The sequence below is a fragment of the Nitrosomonas sp. JL21 genome (genome assembly GCF_009833095.1).
In the GTDB taxonomy this organism is placed as follows: Bacteria; Pseudomonadota; Gammaproteobacteria; order Burkholderiales; family Nitrosomonadaceae; genus Nitrosomonas.
In genome coordinates this window covers 83,854-108,377 of the sequence record NZ_QRCB01000009.1, presented here as the reverse complement: position 1 = coordinate 108,377, position 24,524 = coordinate 83,854, and the positions used below count along the sequence as shown (strand labels likewise).

Annotated in this window: 22 protein-coding genes; 15 read left to right on the top strand and 7 right to left on the bottom strand. The window is 50.6% G+C overall.

All coding sequences use genetic code 11. The annotated features are described in order from the left end of the window. Positions 1-143: 143 nt before the first annotated feature. Genes ABF87_RS04125 through ABF87_RS04110 form a run of 4 tightly spaced genes read left to right on the top strand, consistent with a single transcriptional unit; the run spans position 144 to position 4,138 of the window. Positions 144-2,057, top strand: coding sequence for a lytic transglycosylase domain-containing protein (locus ABF87_RS04125; RefSeq protein ID WP_160827985.1), 1,914 nt, complete (start codon positions 144-146; stop codon positions 2,055-2,057). 3 nt (positions 2,058-2,060) lie between these two features. Then, the gene (locus ABF87_RS04120) at positions 2,061-2,432 is read left to right on the top strand and encodes an Hpt domain-containing protein (RefSeq protein ID WP_160827862.1); all 372 of its coding nucleotides are present in this window, start codon (positions 2,061-2,063) and stop codon (positions 2,430-2,432) included. Positions 2,433-2,477: 45 nt separating this feature from the next. After that, the gene (locus ABF87_RS04115) at positions 2,478-3,656 is read left to right on the top strand and encodes an acetyl-CoA C-acyltransferase family protein (RefSeq protein ID WP_160827861.1); all 1,179 of its coding nucleotides are present in this window, start codon (positions 2,478-2,480) and stop codon (positions 3,654-3,656) included. A 47-nt stretch (positions 3,657-3,703) separates the two neighbouring features. Further along, on the top strand, positions 3,704-4,138 hold the full coding sequence (locus ABF87_RS04110) for a hypothetical protein (RefSeq protein WP_240143510.1): 435 nt from the start codon (positions 3,704-3,706) through the stop codon (positions 4,136-4,138). Between the two features lie 84 nt (positions 4,139-4,222). On the opposite strand, the gene ABF87_RS04105 is transcribed toward ABF87_RS04110, so the two are convergent. Then, a complete protein-coding gene (locus ABF87_RS04105; RefSeq protein WP_160827860.1) occupies positions 4,223-4,531 on the bottom strand; it encodes a hypothetical protein in 309 nt (102 codons plus the stop codon). Here ABF87_RS04105 and ABF87_RS04100 point away from each other — a divergent pair. Then, positions 4,530-5,354, top strand: coding sequence for a YiiX/YebB-like N1pC/P60 family cysteine hydrolase (locus tag ABF87_RS04100; RefSeq protein WP_160827859.1), 825 nt, complete (start codon positions 4,530-4,532; stop codon positions 5,352-5,354). The genes ABF87_RS04105 and ABF87_RS04100 overlap by 2 nt on opposite strands. A gap of 55 nt (positions 5,355-5,409) precedes the next feature. Here ABF87_RS04100 and yjgA read toward each other — a convergent pair whose 3' ends face one another. Further along, positions 5,410-5,958, bottom strand: a complete 549-nt coding sequence (gene yjgA, locus ABF87_RS04095; RefSeq protein ID WP_160827858.1) for a ribosome biogenesis factor YjgA — start codon at positions 5,956-5,958, stop codon at positions 5,410-5,412. Between the two features lie 77 nt (positions 5,959-6,035). Here yjgA and pmbA point away from each other — a divergent pair, with 77 nt between their 5' ends. After that, positions 6,036-7,394, top strand: coding sequence for a metalloprotease PmbA (gene pmbA / locus ABF87_RS04090; RefSeq protein WP_160827857.1), 1,359 nt, complete (start codon positions 6,036-6,038; stop codon positions 7,392-7,394). Positions 7,395-7,456: 62 nt separating this feature from the next. On the opposite strand, the gene ABF87_RS04085 is transcribed toward pmbA, so the two are convergent. Together ABF87_RS04085 and ABF87_RS04080 are read right to left on the bottom strand one after the other, a co-directional pair. Then, positions 7,457-7,684: a sulfurtransferase TusA family protein gene (locus ABF87_RS04085; RefSeq protein ID WP_160827856.1), complete on the bottom strand. Its 228-nt coding sequence runs from the start codon at positions 7,682-7,684 to the stop codon at positions 7,457-7,459. Between the two features lie 34 nt (positions 7,685-7,718). Continuing rightward, entirely contained in the window at positions 7,719-8,975 is a 1,257-nt protein-coding gene (locus ABF87_RS04080; RefSeq protein ID WP_240143509.1) for a D-alanyl-D-alanine carboxypeptidase family protein, read from the bottom strand. 336 nt (positions 8,976-9,311) lie between these two features. Here ABF87_RS04080 and argJ point away from each other — a divergent pair, with 336 nt between their 5' ends. From argJ to ABF87_RS04065, 3 genes are read left to right on the top strand one after another with little or no spacing between them, the layout of a single operon-like run. Continuing rightward, on the top strand, positions 9,312-10,538 hold the full coding sequence (gene argJ, locus ABF87_RS04075; protein ID WP_160827855.1) for a bifunctional glutamate N-acetyltransferase/amino-acid acetyltransferase ArgJ: 1,227 nt from the start codon (positions 9,312-9,314) through the stop codon (positions 10,536-10,538). A 10-nt stretch (positions 10,539-10,548) separates the two neighbouring features. Next, complete coding sequence (locus tag ABF87_RS04070) at positions 10,549-11,430, top strand: ATP-binding protein (protein WP_160827854.1); 882 nt, start codon at positions 10,549-10,551, stop codon at positions 11,428-11,430. Further along, on the top strand, positions 11,427-12,389 hold the full coding sequence (locus ABF87_RS04065; RefSeq protein WP_345789873.1) for a Nudix family hydrolase: 963 nt from the start codon (positions 11,427-11,429) through the stop codon (positions 12,387-12,389). The genes ABF87_RS04070 and ABF87_RS04065 overlap by 4 nt, the downstream gene beginning before the upstream one ends. A 50-nt stretch (positions 12,390-12,439) precedes the next feature. Here ABF87_RS04065 and ABF87_RS04060 read toward each other — a convergent pair whose 3' ends face one another. After that, on the bottom strand, positions 12,440-13,597 hold the full coding sequence (locus ABF87_RS04060) for a sensor domain-containing diguanylate cyclase (RefSeq protein WP_160827853.1): 1,158 nt from the start codon (positions 13,595-13,597) through the stop codon (positions 12,440-12,442). Continuing rightward, complete coding sequence (locus ABF87_RS04055) at positions 13,597-13,782, bottom strand: DNA gyrase inhibitor YacG (RefSeq protein ID WP_160827852.1); 186 nt, start codon at positions 13,780-13,782, stop codon at positions 13,597-13,599. The genes ABF87_RS04060 and ABF87_RS04055 overlap by 1 nt, the downstream gene beginning before the upstream one ends. A 286-nt stretch (positions 13,783-14,068) precedes the next feature. On the opposite strand from ABF87_RS04055, the gene ABF87_RS04050 reads away from it, so the two are divergent. The 6 genes from ABF87_RS04050 (at position 14,069) to cphA (ABF87_RS04025) (ending at position 23,416) form a co-directional block, all read left to right on the top strand. Next, positions 14,069-14,635 carry an RNA polymerase sigma factor gene (locus ABF87_RS04050; protein ID WP_160827981.1) on the top strand — a complete coding sequence of 189 codons (567 nt, stop codon included), beginning with the start codon at positions 14,069-14,071 and terminating at the stop codon, positions 14,633-14,635. Then, on the top strand, positions 14,632-15,240 hold the full coding sequence (locus tag ABF87_RS04045) for a DUF3619 family protein (RefSeq protein WP_160827851.1): 609 nt from the start codon (positions 14,632-14,634) through the stop codon (positions 15,238-15,240). The genes ABF87_RS04050 and ABF87_RS04045 overlap by 4 nt, the downstream gene beginning before the upstream one ends. A gap of 291 nt (positions 15,241-15,531) precedes the next feature. Then, entirely contained in the window at positions 15,532-17,829 is a 2,298-nt protein-coding gene (locus ABF87_RS04040) for an ABC transporter ATP-binding protein (protein ID WP_160827850.1), read from the top strand. Further along, positions 17,826-18,299, top strand: coding sequence for a DUF1854 domain-containing protein (locus tag ABF87_RS04035; RefSeq protein WP_160827849.1), 474 nt, complete (start codon positions 17,826-17,828; stop codon positions 18,297-18,299). Before ABF87_RS04040 ends, ABF87_RS04035 begins: the two co-directional genes overlap by 4 nt. Positions 18,300-18,524: 225 nt before the next feature. Beyond that, positions 18,525-20,846, top strand: coding sequence for a cyanophycin synthetase (gene cphA, locus ABF87_RS04030; RefSeq protein ID WP_160827848.1), 2,322 nt, complete (start codon positions 18,525-18,527; stop codon positions 20,844-20,846). Then, positions 20,843-23,416, top strand: a complete 2,574-nt coding sequence (cphA, locus tag ABF87_RS04025) for a cyanophycin synthetase (RefSeq protein WP_160827847.1) — start codon at positions 20,843-20,845, stop codon at positions 23,414-23,416. Before cphA (ABF87_RS04030) ends, cphA (ABF87_RS04025) begins: the two co-directional genes overlap by 4 nt. 80 nt (positions 23,417-23,496) lie before the next feature. Here the strand turns inward: cphA (ABF87_RS04025) and ABF87_RS04020 are convergent, their stop codons facing one another. Next, a complete protein-coding gene (locus ABF87_RS04020; protein WP_160827846.1) occupies positions 23,497-24,495 on the bottom strand; it encodes a serine/threonine protein kinase in 999 nt (332 codons plus the stop codon). Positions 24,496-24,524 lie beyond the last annotated feature (29 nt).

Genomic DNA, 24,524 nt, shown 5'->3' with positions numbered 1-24,524 from the left:
TCTTTCATCGGATGATCTGAATTTCAGTGAATAGGGAGCGCCCATGGCGTAATCGGGATATGCGGCTAGATGGGCCGGGTTGATTGTAAGCATTTGTTCTAGTATCTTATTTGTGTTTCATGTAAGGCTGAATGGTCATCACTATGAGAAATTATCTGTTGGGGTTGATTCTTCTCGCTTGGGCCGGCACGCTGTCAGCAAATCAAGATAGTGAGTTTATTGCTGCCAGGCAAGCGTTTCAATCAGGCAATGCCAAACGTCTGGATGAGTACGCGCCCCGGCTGAAACGCCATGTACTATGGCCCTACGTGGAATATTATCAACTGCGCATGCAGTTGCGAACGACCGATACGGCCAGTATTCGTCATTTCCTTACCCGTTATGAAGGCAGCCTGGTTGCAGATCGCTTGCGGTCGGATTGGCTCAAGGTTTTAGGCAAAAATCAGCAGTGGCCGTTGTTTGATAAAGAATATCCGCAACTGGTGAATAACGATATTGAATTATTGTGCTATGCCTATCAGCGTCGTCTCGACAATGGTGATCAGCAAGTCATCACGGATGCACGAGCGATTTGGAATACGCCGACAAGTTTGCCTGATAGTTGCGTTGGGATTTTCCAATCCTTGATCCTGAGCGGGCAAATTTCGCGCGAGGATCTGTGGAAACGCATCCGACTGGCCTTGGAAGAAGGACAAACGGGTATGGCCACGCAAGTGAATCGCTATCTTCCTAGCGCTGAAGGGTTGAACGCTGCGAATTTGAATAGCGCCGCCAAGAATCCGTTGCGCTATCTGGAGGCTCAGAAAAGCTTGGTCAAGTCGCGCAGTGATCGTGAAATCGCATTGTTTGCATTGCTGCGTTTGCTGCGAAACGATACCGACCAGGCCCATACACAATGGCTGAAAGTCAAGAACCGCTTGACTGCATCCGATCGCTCGTATTTTTTGTCGCGACTGGGATATCGGGCGGCGATGCGTCATGATGTGCGTGCTTTGGACTGGTTCAAGGAAGCGCAGAACACCACGCAAACTTACCCACCCACCGATATCGTGCTCGGATGGCAAGTGCGCGCTGCCTTGAGGGTCGGGAATTGGAATGAAGTCCTGAGTACCATCAACAGAATGTCGCTGACCGAGCAGCAAGTCGATACGTGGCGATATTGGAAAGCGCGCGCGTTGAAAACCAAAGGTAAGGTTCTCGATGCCAATACCCTGTTCATCCCGCTGAGCGAAGAACATAGTTTTTATGGGCAACTGGCGCGCGAAGAATTAGGAACCATGCTGACCATCGCCGATAAGACCTATCGGGTGACCAATGATGAAGTCAAATTGATGGAGCGTAAACCCGGCATACAACGAGCCTTGGCGTTTTCACGTATGGATCTGAGAACGGAAGCGTTACGCGAATGGAGTTGGACGATACGCGGCTTTACCGACGCGCAACTGCTGGCGGCTGCCGAAGTGGCTCGCCGCAACGGATTGTACGACCGCGCCATCAATACCGCCAACAAGACCGTGTCGCAGCATGATTTCAGTCTGCGGTTTTTGTCTCCGCACCGGCAATCGCTGAAAAAGATCTTGCAGCAGCATACGCTGGACGAAGCGTGGGTATATGGCCTGATTCGGCAGGAAAGCCGCTTTATTGCGGATATCAAATCCCATGCCGGGGCGGTCGGATTGATGCAATTGATGCCGGCCACGTCACAATGGGTGGCCAAACAACTGGGCATACAGAATTTTCGCCAGCACCTGGTGACCGATGTGAATACCAACTTGCGCCTTGGCACCTATTACCTCAAGCACGTGCTCAGTACGTTGGATAATCAACCGTTGCTGGCCTCTGCCGCCTATAATGCCGGCCCCGGGAGGGCCAGGCGCTGGCGTGATCAGACTCGGCCGCTGGAAGGGGCGATTTATGCTGAAACGATTCCGTTCAATGAGACGCGCGATTACGTCAAGAAGGTCTTAAAGAATTCCATGTATTATGCCAAGGTGTTGGATCATGGCCATAATTCTCCAACGCTTAAAGAGCGCTTGGGCGTCGTCGCGGCAAAATGAGCGATGAATAAACCCATTCTCGATCTGGATAAATTGAATCAATTGCGCCGCCTGGATTCGGCAAATGGCGTCGGCGTTTTACAAAAATTGTTACCCGTTTATCTGAAGTCCTTACCGAAATATTTGTCCCAGATCGAACAGACCTTCGAAGCCTGCGATAACATTCAATTAGCGCGGGCGGCGCATACCCTGAGATCCAGTAGCGTGATGATCGGCGCCGATGCGCTTGCCGATCTTTGCCACCTACTGGAAAACCTGGCCAACGACAATCAACTGGATGCTGTTGCCCAGCGGCTGGATTCATTGCGCCATGAGTGCATCCAGGTGATTGCCGTATTGGAAAAATTATTGGAAGAATATGACCGGCAGCAATGATGGGGCTGCTGGATACTGTATTTCTTCCGTCAATAAGAGGCATACATGAAAGAAGTGGTCATTCTGAGCGGCGTCCGGACAGCGATTGGCGATTATGGCGGCGCTCTCAAACAGATTGCAGCGGCTGAGTTAGCGGCGAGCGTCGTGCGGGAGGCGATAGCACGCGCCAGTATTGATCCTGAGGAAACGGGCCATCTGGTGTTTGGCAATGTCATTCATGGCGAACCTCGGGATATGTATTTAGCGCGGGTAGCCAGCATCAATGGCGGGTTGCCGCAGCATACGGCGGCATTGACGGTGAACCGCTTATGCGGAAGTGGCTTGCAAGCGATAGTTTCAGCGAGTCAGCATATTCTGCTCGGGGATACCGATGTGGCCGTGGCTGGGGGCGCAGAATCCATGAGCCGGGCCGGATATCTATTACCGGCACTGCGCTGGGGTCAGCGCATGAATGACGGCAATACGGTCGACATGATGGTCGGAGCATTGACCGATCCGTTTGATCATGTACATATGGGGATGACTGCAGAGAATATCGCCGCCAAATGGCACATCGGCCGACAAGAACAGGATGAATATGCGGCCGAAAGCCATCGCCGCGCCCTGCATGCGATCCAGAACGGTTATTTCAAGGAGCAGATCCTGCCGATCGAAATCATTGCCGGCAAGAAAAAAGTGAGTTTTGATACTGACGAGCATCCGCGTGTGGATACCAGCGCCGAGAGTCTGGCCGCGTTGCGGCCGGTATTCAAAAAAGACGGAACGGTGACCGCAGGCAATGCCTCAGGCATCAACGACAGCGCTGCTGCATTGGTGCTGATGGACGGCAGCGCAGCGGAAAAGCGCAATTTGACACCGCTGGCGCGGCTGGTTGCTTACGGTCATGCCGGTGTGGATCCGAAACTGATGGGAATCGGCCCGATTCCTGCCGTGCAGCAGGCATTGCACCGGGCTGGTTTGACCGTGGCGGATCTTGACGTCGTCGAATCGAACGAGGCTTTTGCCGTGCAAGCATGCGCGGTCGCGAAAGAACTGCAATTTGATCCGACAAAAACCAATCCAAATGGCGGTGCCGTTGCGTTAGGCCATCCAATCGGCGCCACGGGCAGCATTTTGACCATCAAGGCCATCTATGAATTGCATCGTTGTAAGGGACGCTATGCGCTGGTCACGATGTGCATCGGTGGTGGTCAGGGAATTGCGGCTGTATTTGAGCGGCTTTAGCAACCTCTGGCTTTATTTGGGGGCTTGACAAGTGTTCTCAGGCGCGTATGGTTACTATCTTCGAGTCAATTTTTAACGCCATGCGCAATCTAGTTTTAGTCTTTTTCCTTACCGTGTCAGTCGCTGCTTGGGCTCAGTTGGACGAATCGACATTATCTGAAATCTCCCGACTGGAAAAAGAAATGATGCGGGTTTCGCAAGAATCGCAATCCACTTATCAACAATTTCTGATGACTCAGGAATTACGTCGTAATGAAATGTTGGAATCACCTGATCCGACGCCGCTCAATTTCACTGGAAAAAGCGTTCCCATTCCGAATTATGACGATTATATCCAGCGCAGAGTGGATAAGGATGAGCGGGTTCAAAAATATACTGCGGATCTGGATCGTTTGTATGCGCGCTATAAAGAATTAGAAAGCGAAAAAGAAGCGCTTTTCGAAAAAATCAGAAACTTGGAAAGAAAACCTGCAGCAGAATAAGACCCGGTTTAATTCGAGATTCACATCGTTCAAAGGGATGCATGTCTTCCCTTTCTTTCACCACTGTTTCGTCAATCTTTCCTGTCAGAATCCGATTTGGTCAGCAAATGCGGCCAAGTTCTCCGTAGCTGTGAGGATGCGTATGGCGCCGATCGTGCGGCTCAGGAAGCGCAGAGCCTGATAATGCAATATGACGCAAATGGTAACGGCTATGCCGGCGATCAGAATGACCAGCAAATGGAGAGCATGTTCAGTCGTAAAAAACCGAGAATCAATCACAAAACGTATTGTAGCCGCATATAATAGAATTGGCCGTGATGAATGGGCGGTGGGTTCTAATCGACATTTAGGTTGCTCGGTTAATGAAAAATAGGAATGTGAAGGAGCATTCATGGGGTATATCTCTGAGGTAGCAGGACGGGGGTTGGCGAAATTCCTGACCAAACCGATACGGCAGAGCACACAGGTTGCAACGGTTACCCAGCAGCAGTTATTGGAAAATCTGCAACCGGGTGATGTGCTGTTGGTGGAAGGAGATACGCGTATCAGTGTCGCTATCAAATATCTGACCCAATCGACATGGTCACATGCGGCATTGTATGTTGGCAACGCGTTGTCTCACGATTCGCCTTGGCAGTTGCCAAAAGTACTGATTGAAGCGGATCTGAAAGAAGGCGTGCGCGCCGTGACACTGGCTCAATATGCCCAGATGCACACCCGTATTTGCCGGCCTGTCGGGTTGAGCGATGAAGATCGCAAGCGAGTGGTGGATTATGTCATCACGCGCTTGGGTCATCAGTATGACTTGAAGCATGTTTTTGATCTGGTGAGATATCTATTGCCGACAGTGCCGGTGCCAGCCCGATTCCGCAGGCGTCTGCTGGCGCTCGGCAGCGGCGACCCGACCCGGGCAATTTGTTCGACCCTCATTGCGCAAGCTTTTGAGTCGGTGCGTTATCCGATTCTGCCGGAGATACAGCGGACTTGGTCGGATAACCCCATGCACGTGGATTGTTATGCCGAGATTTATCACATCCGGCATTACAGTTTGTATACTCCCCGCGATTTCGACATCTCCCCGTTTTTCGATATCATCAAGCCTTCCATTGCCAATGGTTTTGACTACCGCTCCCTGGCCTGGAGCGACAATTTGCAAAAAAAGGGGCTTCTTCCCTGTGGACCCGAAAATTCAGATGAGGGGCCTTCGCTTGAATGATTTAGGTTTGTGCGACGAAAGTCAGAGTTGATTGAATCGTCGCTGCATCGTGCGTTTAGTGATCAGGGATAAGTGTCTGCAATTCTTGAAACAGGAGCCGGAAACTTTTCGGGGGCTTGTCCGCAGCTTTTTCCTTTTGGGCATTACGAATCAATATCCGTAAATGCTGTAAATCTGCCCCAGGGTATGCTTGAGCAAATTCGGTCAACGCATGCTCGTCGGTCAACAACCGTTCACGCCAGCGCTCCAACAGATGTAATCGGGCAGTGTGCTGGACTGAAACACCCTGCCAGGCGTCGAGTTTTTCCTGAATAGGCAGTACATCAACGGTACGCATCAATTTACCGATATACTGCATTTGCCGACGCCGTGCGCCATGCTTGTTCATCGGACGAGCTTGCTGAATGGCCTCGAGCAGAGAATCTGGCAAATCGAGTTCCTTGAGTCTCTTATCATCCAGATCAACCAACTGCTCACCGATGTCTTGCAATGCGTGCATCTGTTTCTTGCGCTGAGTCTTGCTCGGTATGGGAAGGAGCTGATCGTCATTTTCTGGGTTATTTTGCACGATAATCTGTGTTGTGATGTCAGGAAGCGGTATCATAGCGCTTTATATGAGTCCGGGTACCTTTATTATTTCACTTCTTGTTACGGCGCAGGCAATGCGCTACATCGATTTGTATGGACAATCTACCAGTATCTGATTCTCGATTTTCATATTCCCCAGGAACGCTGCAACAGATAGCGCGCGATATTTTGAAGCACGCCGAAAAAGGTGGCGCTACTGCGTGCGAAACCAATGTATCGAATGGCTTCGGCCAAAATGTCACAGTGCGGCAGAGCGCGGTTGAAACGATCGAATACAACCGTGACAAAGGATTGTCGGTGACGGTCTATATCGGGCAAAAACGCGGCAATGCCAGCACTTCCGATTTTTCTCCCCAAGCCATCAGCGATACCGTCGCCGCCGCGCTATCGATCGCCCGCTATACTGCGGATGACGATTGCGCCGGGCTGGCGGATGCAGACCTGTTGGCGCGGGATTATCCGTCGCTGAATCTGTACTATCCATGGGAACTTTCGGTGGAACAGGCCATCGGTCTGGCCAGACAATGCGAACAAGCGGCCTATGAAGTGGATAAACGCATCACCAACTCCGAGGGCGCGACAATTTCCGCGAGTGAATCGCAATTCGTGTATGCAAATAGCTTGGGGTTCATGGGGGGATATCCGCTGTCACGATACAGTGTGAGCTGCGCCATGATCGCGGAACAGGCCGACAGCAAGCAACGGGACTATTGGTATAGTGTGGCGCGCGATGCAGCCGATCTGGAATCCCCCGAAAGCGTTGGGCAGAAGGCCGGTAAGCGCAGCGCCGCTCGACTTGGCGCTCGCAAAATCACAACCTGCGAAGTGCCGGTATTATTTGAAGCGCCGATCGCAGCAGGTTTGATCGGACATTTCGCCTCGGCAGTGAGCGGCAGTAATCTCTATCGAAAATCTTCCTTTTTATTGAATAGCATCGGCCAGTCCGTTTTTGCAGCTGATATTCAGGTTCGCGAATCGCCCCATTTGCATAAAGGACTGGCCAGCAGTCCATTTGATGATGACGGCGTGGCAACGGTCGAGCGCCATGTGGTCGAAAATGGCGTAGTGAAAGGATATTTTCTGGGCAGTTATTCGGCCCGCAAGCTGGGCATGCGTACCACGGGAAATGCCGGTGGTACGCATAATCTGATCATGTACAACGCGGCACCGATGGATTTCCAGACATTATTGAAAAAAATGGATACCGGTCTGTTGGTGACCGAACTGATGGGCCATGGCGTGAACTCGGTTACGGGTGATTATTCTCGCGGCGCCTCGGGATTCTGGGTGGAACGTGGTGAAATTGCCTATCCGGTAGAAGAGATCACGATTGCAGGTAATCTGAAGGAGATGTTTCGCGGTATAGCGGCCATTGGTAGCGATGTGATGGTGCGCGGTTCTAAACAATGCGGTTCGGTACTGATCGATCGCATGACGATCGCCGGCGAGTGATGCTATGGCTGGTCCTTTTTCCGGAGCTTTTCTATCGATTGATGCATGGGAAAGGGAGGCTGCTATTTCTTTTTCAGAACGAATATGAACTCGCCCGCCGTTTCGGATAAGAATAACAATTCGTTTCCCGTCTGCTCTGAGAAAACCTGAAAATCAATAACTGAGGCTGGATCAGTGGCAATGATTTGCAGCGTTTGTCCACTGATCATTGCTGACAACGATTGCTTGGTGCGTAAAATAGGCAATGGGCATACCAAACCGCGTACGTCTAATTCATTGTCGATGCGCATTGCTTGAATCCAAACCTCCGAAGATATGGCTTCCTCAGCCATGAGAACGTACGACCAAACATTCCATTTTCTGGCGCGATAAATTTTGACACGCCGATCGCGCCTGATTTTCCTGCAAGCCAACCAATCGGGCACGATAGAATTTGCGATTGCTGACTTCCACTTCGCTAATGACCACCGAACCCGGTACCCAGCGGGTCACTGCCTGTGCTTGCGCCTGCGCCCGATCATGGGCGTGATAAGAACCGATCTGAATTTCCCAGTTTTGATTGCGCGTGAGCGAAACCTTCTGGGATTGAGCGCGTAATTCGACCTGTCTCGCTTTGGTCGGGGCTCTTAGCTCAGGCGCTTGTTTGACCGGCTTAATTGATTTATCTGAAGTTATGGTTTTTTTGACGGCAGCGGCTGTCTTACGGGCTTGAGAAGAAGTGCTGGCTAATTGAATGCCCTTCTCTCCGGAAAAACTGCGATCCAGCAGTTGCGACATATAATAATCGCGCGAAGCTGCAGTCGGGCCACCCATCACCACGGCAATGACGCGGCGCTCGCCGCGCTTGGCGGAAGTTGCCACATTGAATCCAGAAGCTCTTATAAAACCGGTTTTCAGGCCATCTACGCCGCGGGTATTGCTGATCATTCGATTATGGCTGTTGTAGACAGTCCCTTTGTAACTGAATGATCGGGTCGAGAAATAATGATAATACTGCGGAAAATCCTTCATCAAGCGTATCGACAACTTGATCAGATCGCGAGCTGTCGTTTTTTGTTCATGATCCGGCAAGCCCGAGGCATTTTTGAAGATCGTCGAGTACATGCCTAATGAGCGCGCCTTGTCAGTCATCATGCGTGCAAAATAGGGTTCGGTATTCCCCAGCGCTTCGGCCACGACGGCTGCGACATCATTCGCGGAACGCACGATCAGCGCAGGAATCGCGTCCCGCACACTCAGCGTATCGCCTGCTTGCAGATTGATTTTGGTGGGCGGCATCAGTGCGGCGTGAGCAGAGACCGGCATACGGCTGTCCAATGACAGCTTGCGTTGTTCCAGAGCTTCGAACAATAAGTACAGTGTCATCATTTTTGTTAACGAAGCTGGATAGCGGCTGGCGTCGGCGTTTGATTCGTGCAGAACTTCGCCGCTGTCGGCATCAATGGCAATTGAAGCGTGGCGGGGGTTGGCGTGGACTGGTCGGACATGCGCCAGCAAAACCATCGACAATATGACAAGAGCTACCAACAATTCTGCGCTCATTTGTTTCAAAATCACTGTGTGCCTGATACCGTTCATCATAAAAATGCCTGAGAGTGATTGAATATTACCGTTAAGGCCATTCTCATACAATTGCAATTTTTGCAAATGCGAAATAAGGGCAAAAAACCGCCTTAAATTCAAGGACAACAACGCCAATGGTGATTTCCTGAAGCTCAGATAGTGACAACAAATGATGAATCATCATATTATTCATATGGTTGAGATATAATCACGGTGCTCGTGCCATGCTATGGATTAACAGCATCCGGGTAAGCAGGCTGATCATCAGATTGTGGTTTTCTTGATCAGAATGTTACAAAAACATCTCAAAGATGCGGTAGCATAGCGACATTTTTGAAATGCTGACGATCGATCATGCCCGTTAATATTCCTACGTTACTTCCTGAACATGTGCTGCCCGTTGACGGTATCACGCTCGGCATTGCCGAAGCGGGCATCAAGAAACCCAATCGCAAGGATTTGCTGGTGATGTTGCTGGATGAAAGCGCTCAAGTCGCCGGCGTATTTACCCAGAACCGTTTTTGCGCCGCGTCGGTGATTGTTGCAAAGCAGCATCTGGCCCAATCGAACATACGCGGATTAGTGGTCAATACCGGCAATGCCAACGCCGGTACCGGCGATGCAGGCATTTCGCATGCGCTGATGACATGCGCTGAATTAGCCCGATTGACAGGGCTTTCGACGCAGCAAATCCTGCCCTTTTCAACCGGTGTAATCATGGAGCCGCTGCCGGTGGATAGACTTGTAGCCGGATTACCTGCAGCCGTAGCCAACTGCAAGGGGGACAATTGGTTCAGCGCCGCGCAGGCCATCATGACCACGGATATCGTGCCGAAGGCGGCATCTCGACAGGTGCAGATCGAAGACAGGACGGTGACGATTACCGGCATTGCCAAAGGTTCCGGCATGATACGTCCGAACATGGCCACCATGCTGGGGTATGTCGCCACCGATGCAGCCGTCAGTCAGGTTGCATTGCAAGCAATGGCACGGCATGCGGCCGATCATTCGTTCAACCGCATTACGGTGGACGGAGATACTTCCACGAATGATGCGTTCATTGTGGTGGCAACTGGCAAAGCCGGTCATCGAGAAATTACCCAGCAGGATAGCGCGGAATTTACTGTGTTACAGGATGCGATCACAGCGGTTGCTGCCGATCTGGCCAGAATGATCGTTCGCGATGGCGAAGGCGCGACCAAATTCATTACTGTGCAAGTAGATGCAGGCAAGGATGTGGATGAGTGCGCCAAAGTGGCATACGCGATTGCGCACTCTCCGCTGGTCAAAACCGCCTTTTTCGCTTCCGACCCCAATCTGGGACGTATTCTGGCCGCGATCGGCTATGCCGGAATCGATGATCTCGATGTCAGCAAGCTGCAATTGTTCCTGGATGAGGTGCTGGTTGCGGAACATGGCGGCCGGGCGTTGAATTATCGCGAGGAAGATGGGCAACGGGTGATGAGCCAAGCCGAAATCACCGTGCGGGTCGTGCTGAATCGAGGTGCAGCGTCGACGACGGTTTGGACGTGCGATTTTTCATATGATTACGTCAAGATTAACGCCAGCTATCGCAGTTGATCCAACCTCGATGAATGATATTGATAAGCTCTGCTTGCGAGCCGATAGGCTGCTCGATCAATTGGAGAAACTCCTGCCACCGGCCCAGCCCGATCCGGATTGGCATGCAGCCGACGCTTTTCGCTGGTGCAAGCAAGGCCAATATGGCTATATTCGGGCCATTATGCATCCGCACCAGATTACGCTCGATGCGCTATCCGGCATTGACGAGCAGAAGCGACGCATCGATCAGAACACGCTACAGTTCGTGCAAGGTTTCCCGGCGAATAATGTATTGTTGACCGGTGCGCGCGGTACCGGTAAATCTTCGCTGATCAAGGCTGTGCTGAGTAAATATGCCAAGGATGGATTGCGCCTGATCGAGGTGGAAAAACATCACCTGATCGACTTGCATGATATTGTCGAGAAAATCCATCAGCGATCGGAGCGATTCATTCTGTTCTGCGATGACCTGTCCTTTGAAACCGATGAACCTGGCTACAAAGCGTTGAAGGTAGTGCTGGATGGGTCGATAGCGACGGTTTCAGATAATGTGCTGATCTATGCGACCTCGAATCGTCGTCATATGGTGCCCGAATTCATGCGCGATAATCTCGATACGCGGCACAGTGATGGAGAAGTGCATCCCAGTGAAGCCATCGAGGAAAAAATTTCCTTATCGGAGCGTTTTGGTTTGTGGATATCCTTCTATCCTTTCGATCAGGAAAGTTATTTGCACATCGTGCGCACCTGGTTGAGTCATTTTGGCATTCAGGAAATGACCGTTATGGCGCGCACAGAAGCGTTGCAATGGGCATTGCAGCGGGGTTCGCGCAGCGGCCGTGTCGCTTGGCAATTTGCCCGCGATTGGGCCGGCAGAGAACGATCGACTGATCATTCTCAATCGTTGTGAATACATCTTCTTCGCTTTCAGAGCCAACCCCTGTCGTTGAAGTCGTGGCTGCTGTGCTCCTGCGGCCTGATGGTCAGTTTTTGCTGACGTGCCGGCCTGGAGGAAAAATATATGCAGGCTATTGGGAATTTCCAGGCGGCAAAGTGGAGAAAGATGAATCCTTGCAGCACGCACTGGTTCGCGAACTATGGGAAGAATTAGGCATTCAGGTCAGGGTTGCGCATCCTTGGCTGACTCGCATTTTTAATTATGCGCATGCCACGGTCAGGTTGCATTTTTTTCGTGTGCTGGAATGGGAAGGCGAGTTTATCGCTCGTGAAAACCAGGGCTTGAGCTGGCAATTTCCGCATCAGGTTGACGTATCGCCCATTTTGCCGGCCAATGGCCCGATCTTGCAGTCGTTGTCATTGCCTTCCATATATGCGATCACCTGCGCTGCTGAAATGACCATTGAACACGAGCTGCAGCGCATCGAAAGCGGTCTGAAGAAGGGCGTTCGGTTGTTTCAAATCCGTGAGAAACAGATGGCATCCGTTGACCTGAAGGAATTCTCACGACACGTCATTTGGTTGGTGCATGCCTATCAAGGCAAGGTGATCATCAACGGTGATGCGGAACTGGCGCGGTGCATCGGCGCCGATGGCGTGCATTTGAGTGCCTCGCAACTGATGGCGCTATCGGCTCGTCCTGAGCCGGCGTATGGCATCTGTGGCGCATCGTGTCATAACGCCGAAGAATTGTTTGCGGCTGAGCAGCTTGGGTTCGATTATGTTTTACTGGGTCCTGTCAATCCTACCCTGAGCCATTCGGAAGTTGCACCGTTGGGTTGGAGAAAGTTTGCCACGTTGATTCGGGATTGCGCCATGCCTGTGTATGCATTGGGTGGGCTCAGCCGTGAAGATGGGTCGATAGCGCAAGAAATGGGCGCGCATGGCGTTGCAATGATGCGCGGATGGTAAATGAGCATCGTGTAGCACGAATAACCGCAGCAGTGGTTTTTTGGAGCTTCCTAAAGCTGTTTTTGCATGGATTGGGCGCGATTCACTGAGACTTGGCGTTTCCCATATACCGCGACTTGATTTCTGCCGCCCGATTTGGCCGCATATAAGGCCTGATCGGCTTTATCCAGCAGCGCGGCAGACAGTATTTCGATATCCTGTGGTTGTATCGTTATCAAACTTTGCAGGCAAGCGATGCCGATCGAAATAGAGAATTTGAGCGGCTTATCCTGAAAATTCAGCGTAGCCGAGCAGATCGTTTGACGCAAGCGTTCTGCAATGTCATGGGCTGCTTGTAACGTTGTCATCGGTAACGCCACGACAAATTCTTCTCCGCCATACCGCGCCACGATATCGCATGTGCGAACTTGTTCCTTGATCAAATTGACCATGTGTTTCAAGACGCGATCCCCGGTTTGGTGGCCGTAGGTATCATTGATTTTCTTGAAATGATCGACATCGAGGAACATGCAAATCAGGTCATCATCGCAGCGCATGCAGCGGGCGATCTCTTCTTTGAGTCGTAAATCAAAGTAACGGCGGTTATAGGCTTGTGTCAACGTGTCCTGATAGCTTATCTCTTTGATTCTTTGCTGGTTAAGGCAATTTTCGATGGCCACGGCGGTCATGGCTGATAGTTTCTGCAAAAACAGCGTTCCCACACCTTCTTGATAACGATTGATGTCATGGCTTAACAATAACAGCGTGCCAATGATGCGTCCGCTTCGTGTCAGGGGCAATAGTGCAGCGCTTTTCACTTGAGCGCAGCTTTCTAAATTGAGGATCATCCATCGATATTTTTTTAATACGGGATTGCCCAGTAGCGGATGGTCCGGCAGTAATTGAATGAGATTTGCGTCAGTCTCAGTATCGAGTATGAGCAGGCGGTTGGTGTAATAAAGGTGGGCTTCTTCGTTTGGATTGAAAAATAAGTGTTCCGTGTCCTGATGATGGTCGACAAGGCATAGCACGACATCAACAAGCTGAAAGCGGCTGGACATCTGGCACAGCAATAGCTCGCTCAATTGTGCGGGAGTATCGACTCCGATGATGTCAAAGCCGAATGATTCATATAATTGTTGTTTTCTTTCATTTGCTTGAGCTTGTTTGATTAAATTGTCCAGCTTGCGCTGCAGAAGGCGATTCTTCTCATACATTGAGTCATCCATTATGATGGCCCCGGTTTTTCATTTTCCTGAGGATCTTCGGATTCTGGAATTCGATAGGACTCTTGGGCCCAATGAGATAAATCATTTGTTTTGCACCGCTCAGAGCAAAAAGGTCGAAATGGGCTGCTGGCATCCCAAACGACTTGTTTGCTGCATTGAGGACATTTGACTAAGTGTTTACGCATAAAAGCAGATCATTGTCGGGTCAATAAATGCTATATGATGATCGGGTTTTACAAAATAATTACGAGAGTGATTGTAGAATTGAACTATTTTTCACATCCTACTGCCCGCCCAGGGTCATGGTGACGCGTTAATACATCCTGCTTACTCTTTAAAGCTATACACATGAGCCCTGCGTGATCATTGCGAGACATCACACTATTTTTGTGTATTTTACAAAAATTTTATGGATGTTAACTCAAATTTTCTTAATTTATGTTTAATTACTTAAAGTAAAGGTTGATAATTCTGGCTACTCGTGAAGAAATTTCGGATTTTCTGATTGAAGTTGAAAAACGTGCCTATAAGCAGGCGTTGTTTGCAGTGCATGATGAACATGCTGCATTGGACATCATTCAAGACTCTATGATGAAGCTTACGGTAAAGTATGCTTCGAAACCGGTTGAGGAATTGCCTTTGTTATTTCAACGCATCCTGCAGAATACTATTCGGGACTATTATCGTCGGCAGAGGACTCGGTCGTTATGGACGACGCTGTTTTCTGCATTTGCGCCGAATGATCCTGATAAAAATTCCGAGGATTTCGATATTCTCGAAACATTGCCCGTAAAACAAGAATCCACTGAACCCGATGCACAGCTTGAGAAAGCGCAATTAATTGAATTAATGGAAAAAGCCATGGAAATTCTACCTGCACGTCAACGTGAAGCATTCATATTGCGTTACTGGGAGGAAATGAGCCTGGCGGAAACCGCCGCAGTGATGAATTGCTCCGAGGGAAGCGTGAAAACCCATTGTTCAAGAGCGACTCATGCACTGGCTTCGATACTCAGAGAAAGAGGGGTTAAATTATGAACGAGCAAGAGCTGGGAAAGGAAATTGCCAAATTATTGGATTTGAGCGCTGCTGAGAATATCAAGCAAAGTACACTGTATCGACTGCAATCCGTTCGACGGGCAGCTCTGGAAAATTGCCACCCTACATTGGAAATCATGAATTCTGGAAATGGCACTTCCGTTTTCGGGGTTCACGCACCGCATTTTCATCCCGGCAAGATGTTGCTGCTGTTGGCTATTTTGTTTGTTTTTACGATGGTGCCAGCAACCTATTGGCAATTTCTTGAACGTGGCAAATTATCCGATACCACAGTTCTGGTTGACCATATGCCTACAGAAAGAGAAAGTGCCACTGATGATGAGCATGAGTTAATCGATGAATACATCGATGACGTGCTTAAATTGGTGGATGACTTATCGACGAATGCCCGTGTCGATGCGATGCCTGAGGTGCAGGATGACTTGTCCACCGATGTCGCGCCCCTCATGGATGAGTCTGAGGTGACTCCGGATATTCCTGCTGAGACCACTCTGGAGAGCACAGTCGAGCCGATTGAAAATGCGCCGGTCGATGTCCGAATAATGGATAACGAGCTTGATGAATGGATGGGTTCTCGTAACTGACCATCGATGAACATCATATTGCTGTATTTCCGATAGAAGCTCCGTTCTTCCTCAAGCCTGCATCTGAACAAGAGTAGGAAGGCGCTATCGCTGATACATTGAGAACGGCTCGAACAAGCTGAGTGCTATGAACTAAGCATCCGTCTGTAATGGGTGAACGGGAATGTGAGCAGTCATGTAAAGTTTTACGAACGGTGTCACTCGCTCCAATGACAGACTGATATGAATTTCGTCACTTCAGTTATCTTTTCTCATTAAAATCTGACTCTATCTTTTTGTGCAGCTTAGCCAATGCAGCAAACATCTCCTTTACTCATCAATACCATTCCTTCACCTTGGGCAGATTCGCTTTCACCGCTGTTGCTAGAAGAAGAGAAGGTACTGTCGTGGATTACCATTGATCTGGATACCCGGCTGTATTTTGCAGAGGGGATTGCGATAGTAACTACTCAGCGGTTGCTGGTAAAAATGGCTAGCGATGACGCGTGGCAAGCTTGGCACTACCAGCCTGACGTGATGCTGACGCAAAGGGATCATGCGGGAGTGGGTTACCTGGAATTATTTGATGGGTATTCACGTCTGGCATATTGGCGGTATCGACTGGGTAACGATCTGGCCGTCAATCGTTTGATCGAAAGCTTTGCGCAGCAGCGGGATCGTCATTTAAGTGGTAAAGTTTTCTCGCAGGACGAAGAGCAAGCTCGGTGCCCTCGCTGTGGAATTGCCTTATCAATCGATCAGGACGAATGTCCGGTTTGTGAGAAGCAAACGCACGCTCCTCCTTCCACATGGACACTACTGCGTTTATGGCGTTTTGCAAAGCCTTATAAAGGGCGTTTATTGATTGGTTTCTTGCTGACGCTTTGTAGTACCGCGGCCACTTTGGTTCCGCCCTATCTAACCATGCCTCTGATGGATAATGTATTGATTCCCTATCAAAATGGTCAGCCGATCGATATCGAGTTAGTAAAACTGTATCTTTCCGGTTTGCTGGGGGCAGCCATCCTGGCGTGGATTTTGGGTTGGGCGCGAACCTACATGCTGGCTCTGGTATCCGAACGTATCGGTGCAGATTTGCGTACCACCACGTATGAACATTTGTTGAATTTGTCGCAGGAATATTTTGGCGGCAAACGTACCGGTGATTTGATGGCGCGCATCGGCGCCGAGACTGACCGGATTAATCTTTTCATTTCATTGCATCTGCTTGATTTTGCCACTGACGTCATCATGATCTGTATGACGGCAGTGATTTTGGTATCCATCAATCCATGGCTGGCGTTGGTTACCCTGGTGCCTTTACCCATCATTGCATGGCTGATTCATCTGGTTCGGGATCGATTGCGAATCGGTTTTGAAAAAGTGGATCGCATTTGGGCCGAAGTAAATAATGTATTAGCCGATACTATTCCCGGCATCCGAGTAGTAAAAGCTTTTGCCCAGGAAAAAAGGGAAGCAGCCCGTTTTCTGGCTGCCAATCAGCGGAATTTGCAAATCAATGATCGCGTCAACAGAGTCTGGTCGTTATTTACACCCACGGTGACATTGTTGACCGAAATTGGATTGTTGGTGGTATGGGTGTTCGGCATCTGGCAAATATCGAAGGATCAAATTACCGTTGGGGTACTGACGGCTTTTCTTGCTTATATTGGTCGGTTCTACATCCGCCTGGATTCGATGAGCCGCATCGTGTCGGTAACGCAAAAGGCGGCCGCCGGTACCAAGCGCATCTTTGATATTCTGGATCATGTGTCCAGTGTTCCTGAATCGATCAACCCGGTTCATTTGGCTACCGTGCAAGGCCGGATTGAGTTGCGCAATGTTGGGTTTCGCTATGGAACCCGAAGCATCACGCGCAATATCAACCTGGAGATTCAACCGGGGGAAATGATCGGTTTGGTCGGGCATAGCGGCTCTGGAAAAAGCACGCTGGTCAATTTGATTTGCCGTTTCTATGATGTCACTGAGGGCGCTATTATCGTCGATGGTCATGACATCCGTTCCCTACCGGTTACTGAATATCGTAAACACATAGGCTTGGTATTGCAGGAGCCTTTTTTGTTTTATGGCACCATTGCCGAAAATATTGCCTATGGCAAACCGGATGCAACCCATGCGGATATCGTGGCTGCTGCCCGCGCTGCGCACGCGCATGAATTTATCCTGCGCCTGCCGCACGGCTATGATTCGCTCGTTGGCGAACGGGGGCAAGCGCTCTCCGGTGGCGAGCGCCAGCGTATTTCAATTGCTCGCGCGCTGCTGATCAATCCGCGAATCCTGATATTGGATGAGGCCACTTCCTCGGTCGATACCACAACAGAAAAAGATATCCAGAAAGCGTTGGATAATTTGGTGCGGGGTCGAACCACGATTGCGATTGCTCATCGATTGTCAACATTGCGAGAAGCCAATCGATTGGTTGTGCTCGACCGGGGCAGAATTGTGGAAATCGGCAATCACGTCGAGCTGATGTCGCGGGAAGGTTATTATCACCGGTTATATCAGGCCCAAGCGCGCAATGTTGATACTGAAGAGCGAGGATTTATTCCTGTGGTCGAGCCACATAGTGTTGTAGGGGATCATAAATGAGCCACGTACCCACCTTTGAATTGCTGCGCAATGCCTTTGGTCGACTGGTGTTCAATGATCAGTCGGGAGTTACGCTGGAGGGCGTCATTCCCGTGAGGTCTTTTCCCATTACCGATCCTGATCAGGGCATTGCCTTGGTTGATGCACATGGACACGAGCTGGTGTGGATAGAACGCTTGATTGATTTGCCTGAGGGCTATCGGCAACTTATCGAGGCCGAGCTGGTCAGTCGTGAATTCATGCCGGAAATAAAACGTCTGCACAAAGTATCCAGTTTTATCACTCCGAGTACCTGGCATGTTGAAACCGACCGTGGCGACACTTCATTCAGTCTTAAAGGCGAAGAAGATATTCGTCGATTGACGAACTCATCGCTGATGATCACCGATAGTCATGGTGTTCATTTTTTGATCCGCAATCGCCTGGCGCTTGATCGCCATAGTCGCAAGTTATTGGATCATTTTCTCTAAGAGACGCTGAGTGGCTGCTGGTCGATCGGTCCTACTAGATTGAAACTAACTCAGAATGTGCTCATTTATCACTCGTAAGCCGTGCTTTTTCACTTAATCTCGCCTTGTCTGGCTTCGTTCGCTTTTAGAAGCTGCCTAATCGATTTGAGAATTATTTTCCTTCATGTGTAAACCAATAAGCTTACTCGGCGTTAATGGCTTCATGTCATTACTCAATTTAGATGTATGTCTAATTCAAACGATTATCCTCCGAAAGATATAAAGTTTCTTGAAATCAGGCACCTGAATGGTCCGAATCTGTGGACTTATTATCCGGCTCTGGAAGCAACGGTTGACATTGGCGATCTGGAAGATTTTCCTTCAGACAGGATTCCCGGGTTTTATGAACGTTTATCGGAATGGCTTCCGTCACTGATCGAACATCGCTGCAGTTATGAAGAACGCGGCGGTTTTCTGCGTCGAGTAAAGGAAGGCACTTGGCCATGCCATATCCTTGAGCACGTGTCGTTGGAATTGCAGAATTTAGCGGGGATGCGCGGTGGTTTTGGCAGAGCGCGCGAAACCTCGGTGCGGGGAGTGTATAAAGTCGCCTTGAGCGCATGGCACGAGGAGATTACGCGCGCTGCGCTGCATTATGCGCGTGAGCTGGTATTGGCTGCGATGAACTTCGAGCAGCATCAGCATCCGACCTATGATGTGGCTGGCGTTATTGAAAATCTTCGGGATTTGGTGGATTCGCTCTGGCTTGGCCCATCGACAGCCTGCATTGTGGATGCTGCTGTCGCGCGCAATATTCCTGCCAAGCGGCTCATTACCAAAGGGAATCTGGTTCAGCTAGGATATGGCGCACGTTGCCGTCACATCTGGACTGCGGAAACGGATCGAACCCCCGCTATTGCAGAAAGTATTTCCCGCGATAAGGATTTGACCAAAGCATTATTGCAATCGTGTGGCGTGCCCGTGCCTGAAGGGTGCATGGTTGAAAGCGCTCAGGCAGCCTGGGAAGCAGCCAACGATATTGGCTTGCCCGTCGTGGTCAAACCCTGTGACGGCAATCATGGACGCGGCGTGTTCATAGAATTGAGCCATCAGGATGAAATTGAGTCGGCGTATCATGTTGCGCTGAAAGAAGGCACTGGCGTGCTGGTTGAACAATATATCGCTGGCACCGAACATCGCCTGTTGGTGGTTGGCGGGCAACTCGTGGCTGCTACCCGCGGCGATTCTGTGTCAGTCACAGGAGATGGTACATCAACTATTCTCGAATTGATTGAATCTCAGATTAACTCTGATCCCCGCCGTGGAACAACGGAAGATCATCCGTTGAATTTGATTCGCATCGATAGTGCGGCGCGAATAGAAATTGCTCGTCAGGGTTATCGCAGTGATTCGATTGTTCCCGCCGGGGTCAACGTAGTCATTCAACGCAATGGAAATCATGCCTTTGATGTGACCGACCAGGTTCATCCCAGTACTGCCGCCATTGCTTCCTTAGCGGCGCGGGTTGTGGGTTTGGACATCGCCGGCATTGATCTGGTCACGAGCGATATTTCTCGTCCACTGAATGAACAAGACGGAGCCATCGTTGAAGTCAATGCAGGACCCAGCCTGTTGATGCACATCAAGCCTGCTGTGGGAACTCCTCGGCCAGTGGGAAAAGCCATCGTCAATCATTTATTTCCGGATCAAGGAAACGGTCGTATTCCTATCGTTGGAATTACCGGCAGCTACGGCAAAACCTCTGTCGCTTATCTCGTTGCACGGCTACTCATTCTTTCCGGCCAGCAAACAGGCTTGACGTGCAGCGACGGTCTTTACCTGAATTATCGCAAAATTGACAAGAACGACAGTGCTAGCTGGTCTGCTGCCAATCGCACGTTGATGAATCCAACGGTTGAAGCGGCAGTATTTGAAAACGGTTTCGATACACTCCTGAATGAAGGGCTGGCTTATGATAGCTGTCACGTGGGAGTGATCACCAATATCGATCCGGCGCATCATTTTGGTCAACACGGGGTTGAAACGTTAAAGCAAGTTTTCAATGTATTGCGCACCCAAATCGATGTGGTAACGCCTACTGCAGCAGCCGTTGACGATGTCGAGAAGGACATCAAGCTCCCCGTCGGTGCGGCCGTTCTCAATGCTAGAGATGAAATGCTGGTTGAAATGTCGGAGTTGTGCCATGGAGAAGTCATTTTCTTCAGCAGTGATCCTGATTTGCCGGTCGTCACACAACACCGCATCAATGGAACGGGTTCCACTCAAGGAAAACGGGCCGTGATACTGCGTGATAATGCCATTGCACTAGCTACGGGTTCTTATGAATTGCCACTGCTCAAGCTCGCTGAGATATTTTCGGATGGTAATCCGCATGGAACGGAAGAAATCGAAAATATCCTCGCTGCTATTGGAGCGGCATGGGCACTCGGCATCGAGCCGGATCTGATTCGGAGCGGCATCGAATCGTCCGGATTTACTCAAGAAAAATTCAAACCGGGAAATCAGGATTTCCCAATCGGCCTACAAACTCAAGGAATTAAATTATGAAAGTATTACGTACTCGAGCATTACGTGGACCAAACGTATGGAGCCAGCGCACGTCTATTGAGGCTACTGTTCTTTGCAGCGAATTTGAAACGAATATTAATACGATCTCCAATTTTGAGGCGAGATTGCGCGAGCGTTTTCCACAAATCTCTCTGCGTCAGCCTGATGACCCGAATGCAGCCATCACTATTGCGCATGTGCTCGAGTCTGCAACGCTGGGGCTTCAGTTACAGGCCGGATGTCCGATAAGCTTCAGCCAAACGGTTCATACACCGGAAGCGAATACCTACCGGGTCATTGTCGAATACAGTGAAGAAAAAGTCGGCAGACTCGCGTTTGAATTGGCTCAATCATTGTTCGCGGCAACCGTTGACAACACGCCGTTTGATTTGGATGGGGCGGTGTTTCGTCTGCGGGAGCTGAATGAAGATATACGCCTTGGACCGAGCACATATTCAATTGTGCAGGCTGCGGTTGCTCGTGGCATTCCATATCGCCGTCTCACTGAAGGTAGTCTGGTGCAATTTGGTTGGGGCAGCAAGCAACGTCGTATTCAAGCGTCTGAGAGCGATATGACCAGTGCGGTTGCCGAAACCATCGTACAGGATAAGGAACTCACCAAAACGCTACTGTATGCTGCGGGAATTCCCGTTCCTCAAGGCCGAAATGTCGACAGCGCAGACGACGCGTGGGCTGCAGCATGCGAAATAGGTGCTCCTGTCGTCGTGAAACCCCTCGATAGCAATCAAGGTAAAGGGGTAACTGTGAACCTCGTTGATGCCAAACAGGTAAAAGCGGCTTATCAGATAGCGGCAGAGTTCAGCGACAATGTGCTGGTTGAACGGTATCTTCCCGGGTACGATTTTCGCATGCTGGTGGTCGGCAACAAGTTGGTTGCCGCAGCGCGGCGCGATCCGCCGCAAGTGATCGGCGATGGCGTGCAAAGCATTCGTCAACTCGTCGATCAGATCAATCGCGATCCGATGCGTGGCGAAGGTCATGTGACGTCATTGACTAAAATTCCTCTGGATGAAATTTCGCTGGCCTATTTGGCGTCTCAGGGGCTTACTGCTGAATCGATTCCTGAGAAAAGAGCGCGGATAGTATTGCGCAGCAATGCCAACTTATCGACCGGTGGATCGGCGACCGATGTCACCGATGACGTTCATCCTGAACTGGCAGAGCGCGTGGTTGCAGCAGCCAAAGTAGTTGGGTTGGACATCTGCGGCATCGATATCGTGTGCGATAACGTGGCTTTCCCCCTCGAAGATCAGGGCGGCGGCATCATCGAGATCAACGCTGCGCCTGGCTTACGCATGCACCTGCAACCGTCGTTTGGAAAAGGGCGCGCAGTCGGTGAAGCCATTATCGATAATATGTTTGTTCCAGGCGATGACGCGCGTATCCCGGTCGTCGCAGTCACCGGTACGAACGGAAAAACCACCACAGCCCGCCTGATCGGCAATGTATTCGAGAAAGACAGGAAACGGGTCGGACTCGCGTGTACCGATGGCGTATATGTCAATAATCTATGCATCGATACCGGTGATTGCAGCGGTCCTAAGAGTGCCCGAAACATTCTGTTTCATCCGGATGTGGATGCCGCCGTGCTGGAGACTGCACGTGGTGGGATGCTGCGCGAAGGCTTGGGATTCGATCGCTGCGACGTGGCCGTGGTGACCAATATCGGGATGGGCGATCATCTCGGCATGGCGTACATCAATACCGCTGAAGAACTGGCGATCGTGAAGCGCGTTATCGTACAGAACGTGACGCCAAAAACCGGTTACGCCGTGCTGAATGCGGCTGATCCACTGGTTGCGAGCATGGCTGATCATTGCCCGGGTTCAGTCATTTTCTTTGCGCAAGATGCGCATCATCCAGTGCTGATCAAACATCGCGCGCAGCACAAGCGCGTCATCTATGTCGAAAACCACTGTATCGTCGCCGCCGGTGAACATGGCGAATACCGCATTCCGTTGAGTGAAATTCCGCTGACCCAGAATGGCAGCATTTACTTCCAAGTCGAAAATGCCATGGCGGCCATTGGCGCAGGCTGGGCAGCTGGCCTGGACTGGCTGGTGATTCGTGCCGGCGTGTCAAGCTTCGTCAGCGATGCGCAAACCGCTCCCGGCCGCTTCAACTTGTTCAATTATCGCAATGCGACGTTGATCGCCGATTATGGTCATAATCCCGATGCCATACAGGCGTTGGTCAGTGCGATCGATAATATTCCATCGAAGAAACGCTCGGTTGTGATCAGCGCTGCGGGTGACCGCCGCGATGAAGATATTCGTCAACAGACCCGAATTCTCGGCGATGCCTTCGATGAAGTCGTGTTATATCAAGATAAATGCCAACGCGGACGCGCCGATGGCGAAGTGCTGACATTGTTGCGGGAAGGGTTGGGAAACGCCAAGCGTACGCAGAAAGTCAGCGAGATCGTGGGCGAAGATATTGCCATCGAAGCGGCATTGTCCAAACTGGAAGACGGTGAACTATGCCTGATTCTGGTCGATCAGGTGGAACAATCGCTCGGGCAGATCAATAATCGCATTGCTCTGGGCTGATCGAACCGCTTCAGCGTTTTAAGTCGTTGAATTCCGCAGGGAGAGATCGGGACGATCTCTCCCTTGTTTTTTGTGTATGTTCACAGCAATTGCAGTGGCGGTTCCATCATCAATGCAATCTGTTCCCGTAGCTCCAGAATGCGTTCCTGCCAATAGCGCTGGGTATTGAACCACGGAAAGGCGTGCTTGAAGGCTAGTTCATCCCATCGCTGCGCCAGCCAGGCGGAATAATGAATTAGCCGCAATGTACGCAATGCCTCGATCAGATGCAATTGACGGGCATCAAACTCATAGAAATCCTGGTAACCTTCCAGAACGTCCAGCAATTGCCGCGTCATGTCAGCGCGATCGCCCGACAGTAGCATCCATAAATCCTGCACCGCCGGTCCCATGCGGCTATCGTCAAAGTCCACGAAATGCGGCCCCTGATCCGTCCACAATACATTGCCGGCATGGCAATCTCCATGCAAGCGCAATACCGGATGATTCCCAGCATGTTCAAAACAACCGCGCACGCCCGCCAGCGCCTGCTCAGCAACGCTGCGGTAGGCCGAATTCAGATCGGCCGGGATCATCTGATGGCTCAGCAAGAAACGCAGCGGTTCTTCACCGAAGCTCGTAATATCCAGTTTGGGGCGATGCGCAAAAGGTTTCAGTGCGCCGATGGCATGTATGCGCCCCAAGAAACGCCCCATCCACTCGAGCGTGTTGCGATCCTCAAATTCAGGCGCTCGTCCGCCGTGCCGCGGAAAAACTGCGAAGCGGAACGCTTCGAAGCGATGCAATGTGTTTCCATCGACTGCTAGCGCAGGCACGACCGGAATTTCATGGTCGGCCAGTTCCTGCATGAATCCGTGTTCTTCCAAGATTGCTGCATCCACCCAGCGTTCCGGGCGATAGAATTTTGCGATCAACGGCAGGCTGTCGTCTATGCCGACTTGATAGACGCGATTTTCATAACTATTGAGCGCCAGCAAACGGCCGTCGCAGCGATAACCCAGACTGTCCAGCGCATTCATGACGCAATCGGGCGTCAGAGAGGAAAAGGCCGGGATTGTCTGGTTATTATTTTCTGCCATGAATCGAATGTTTGTTGTGAGTGATATTG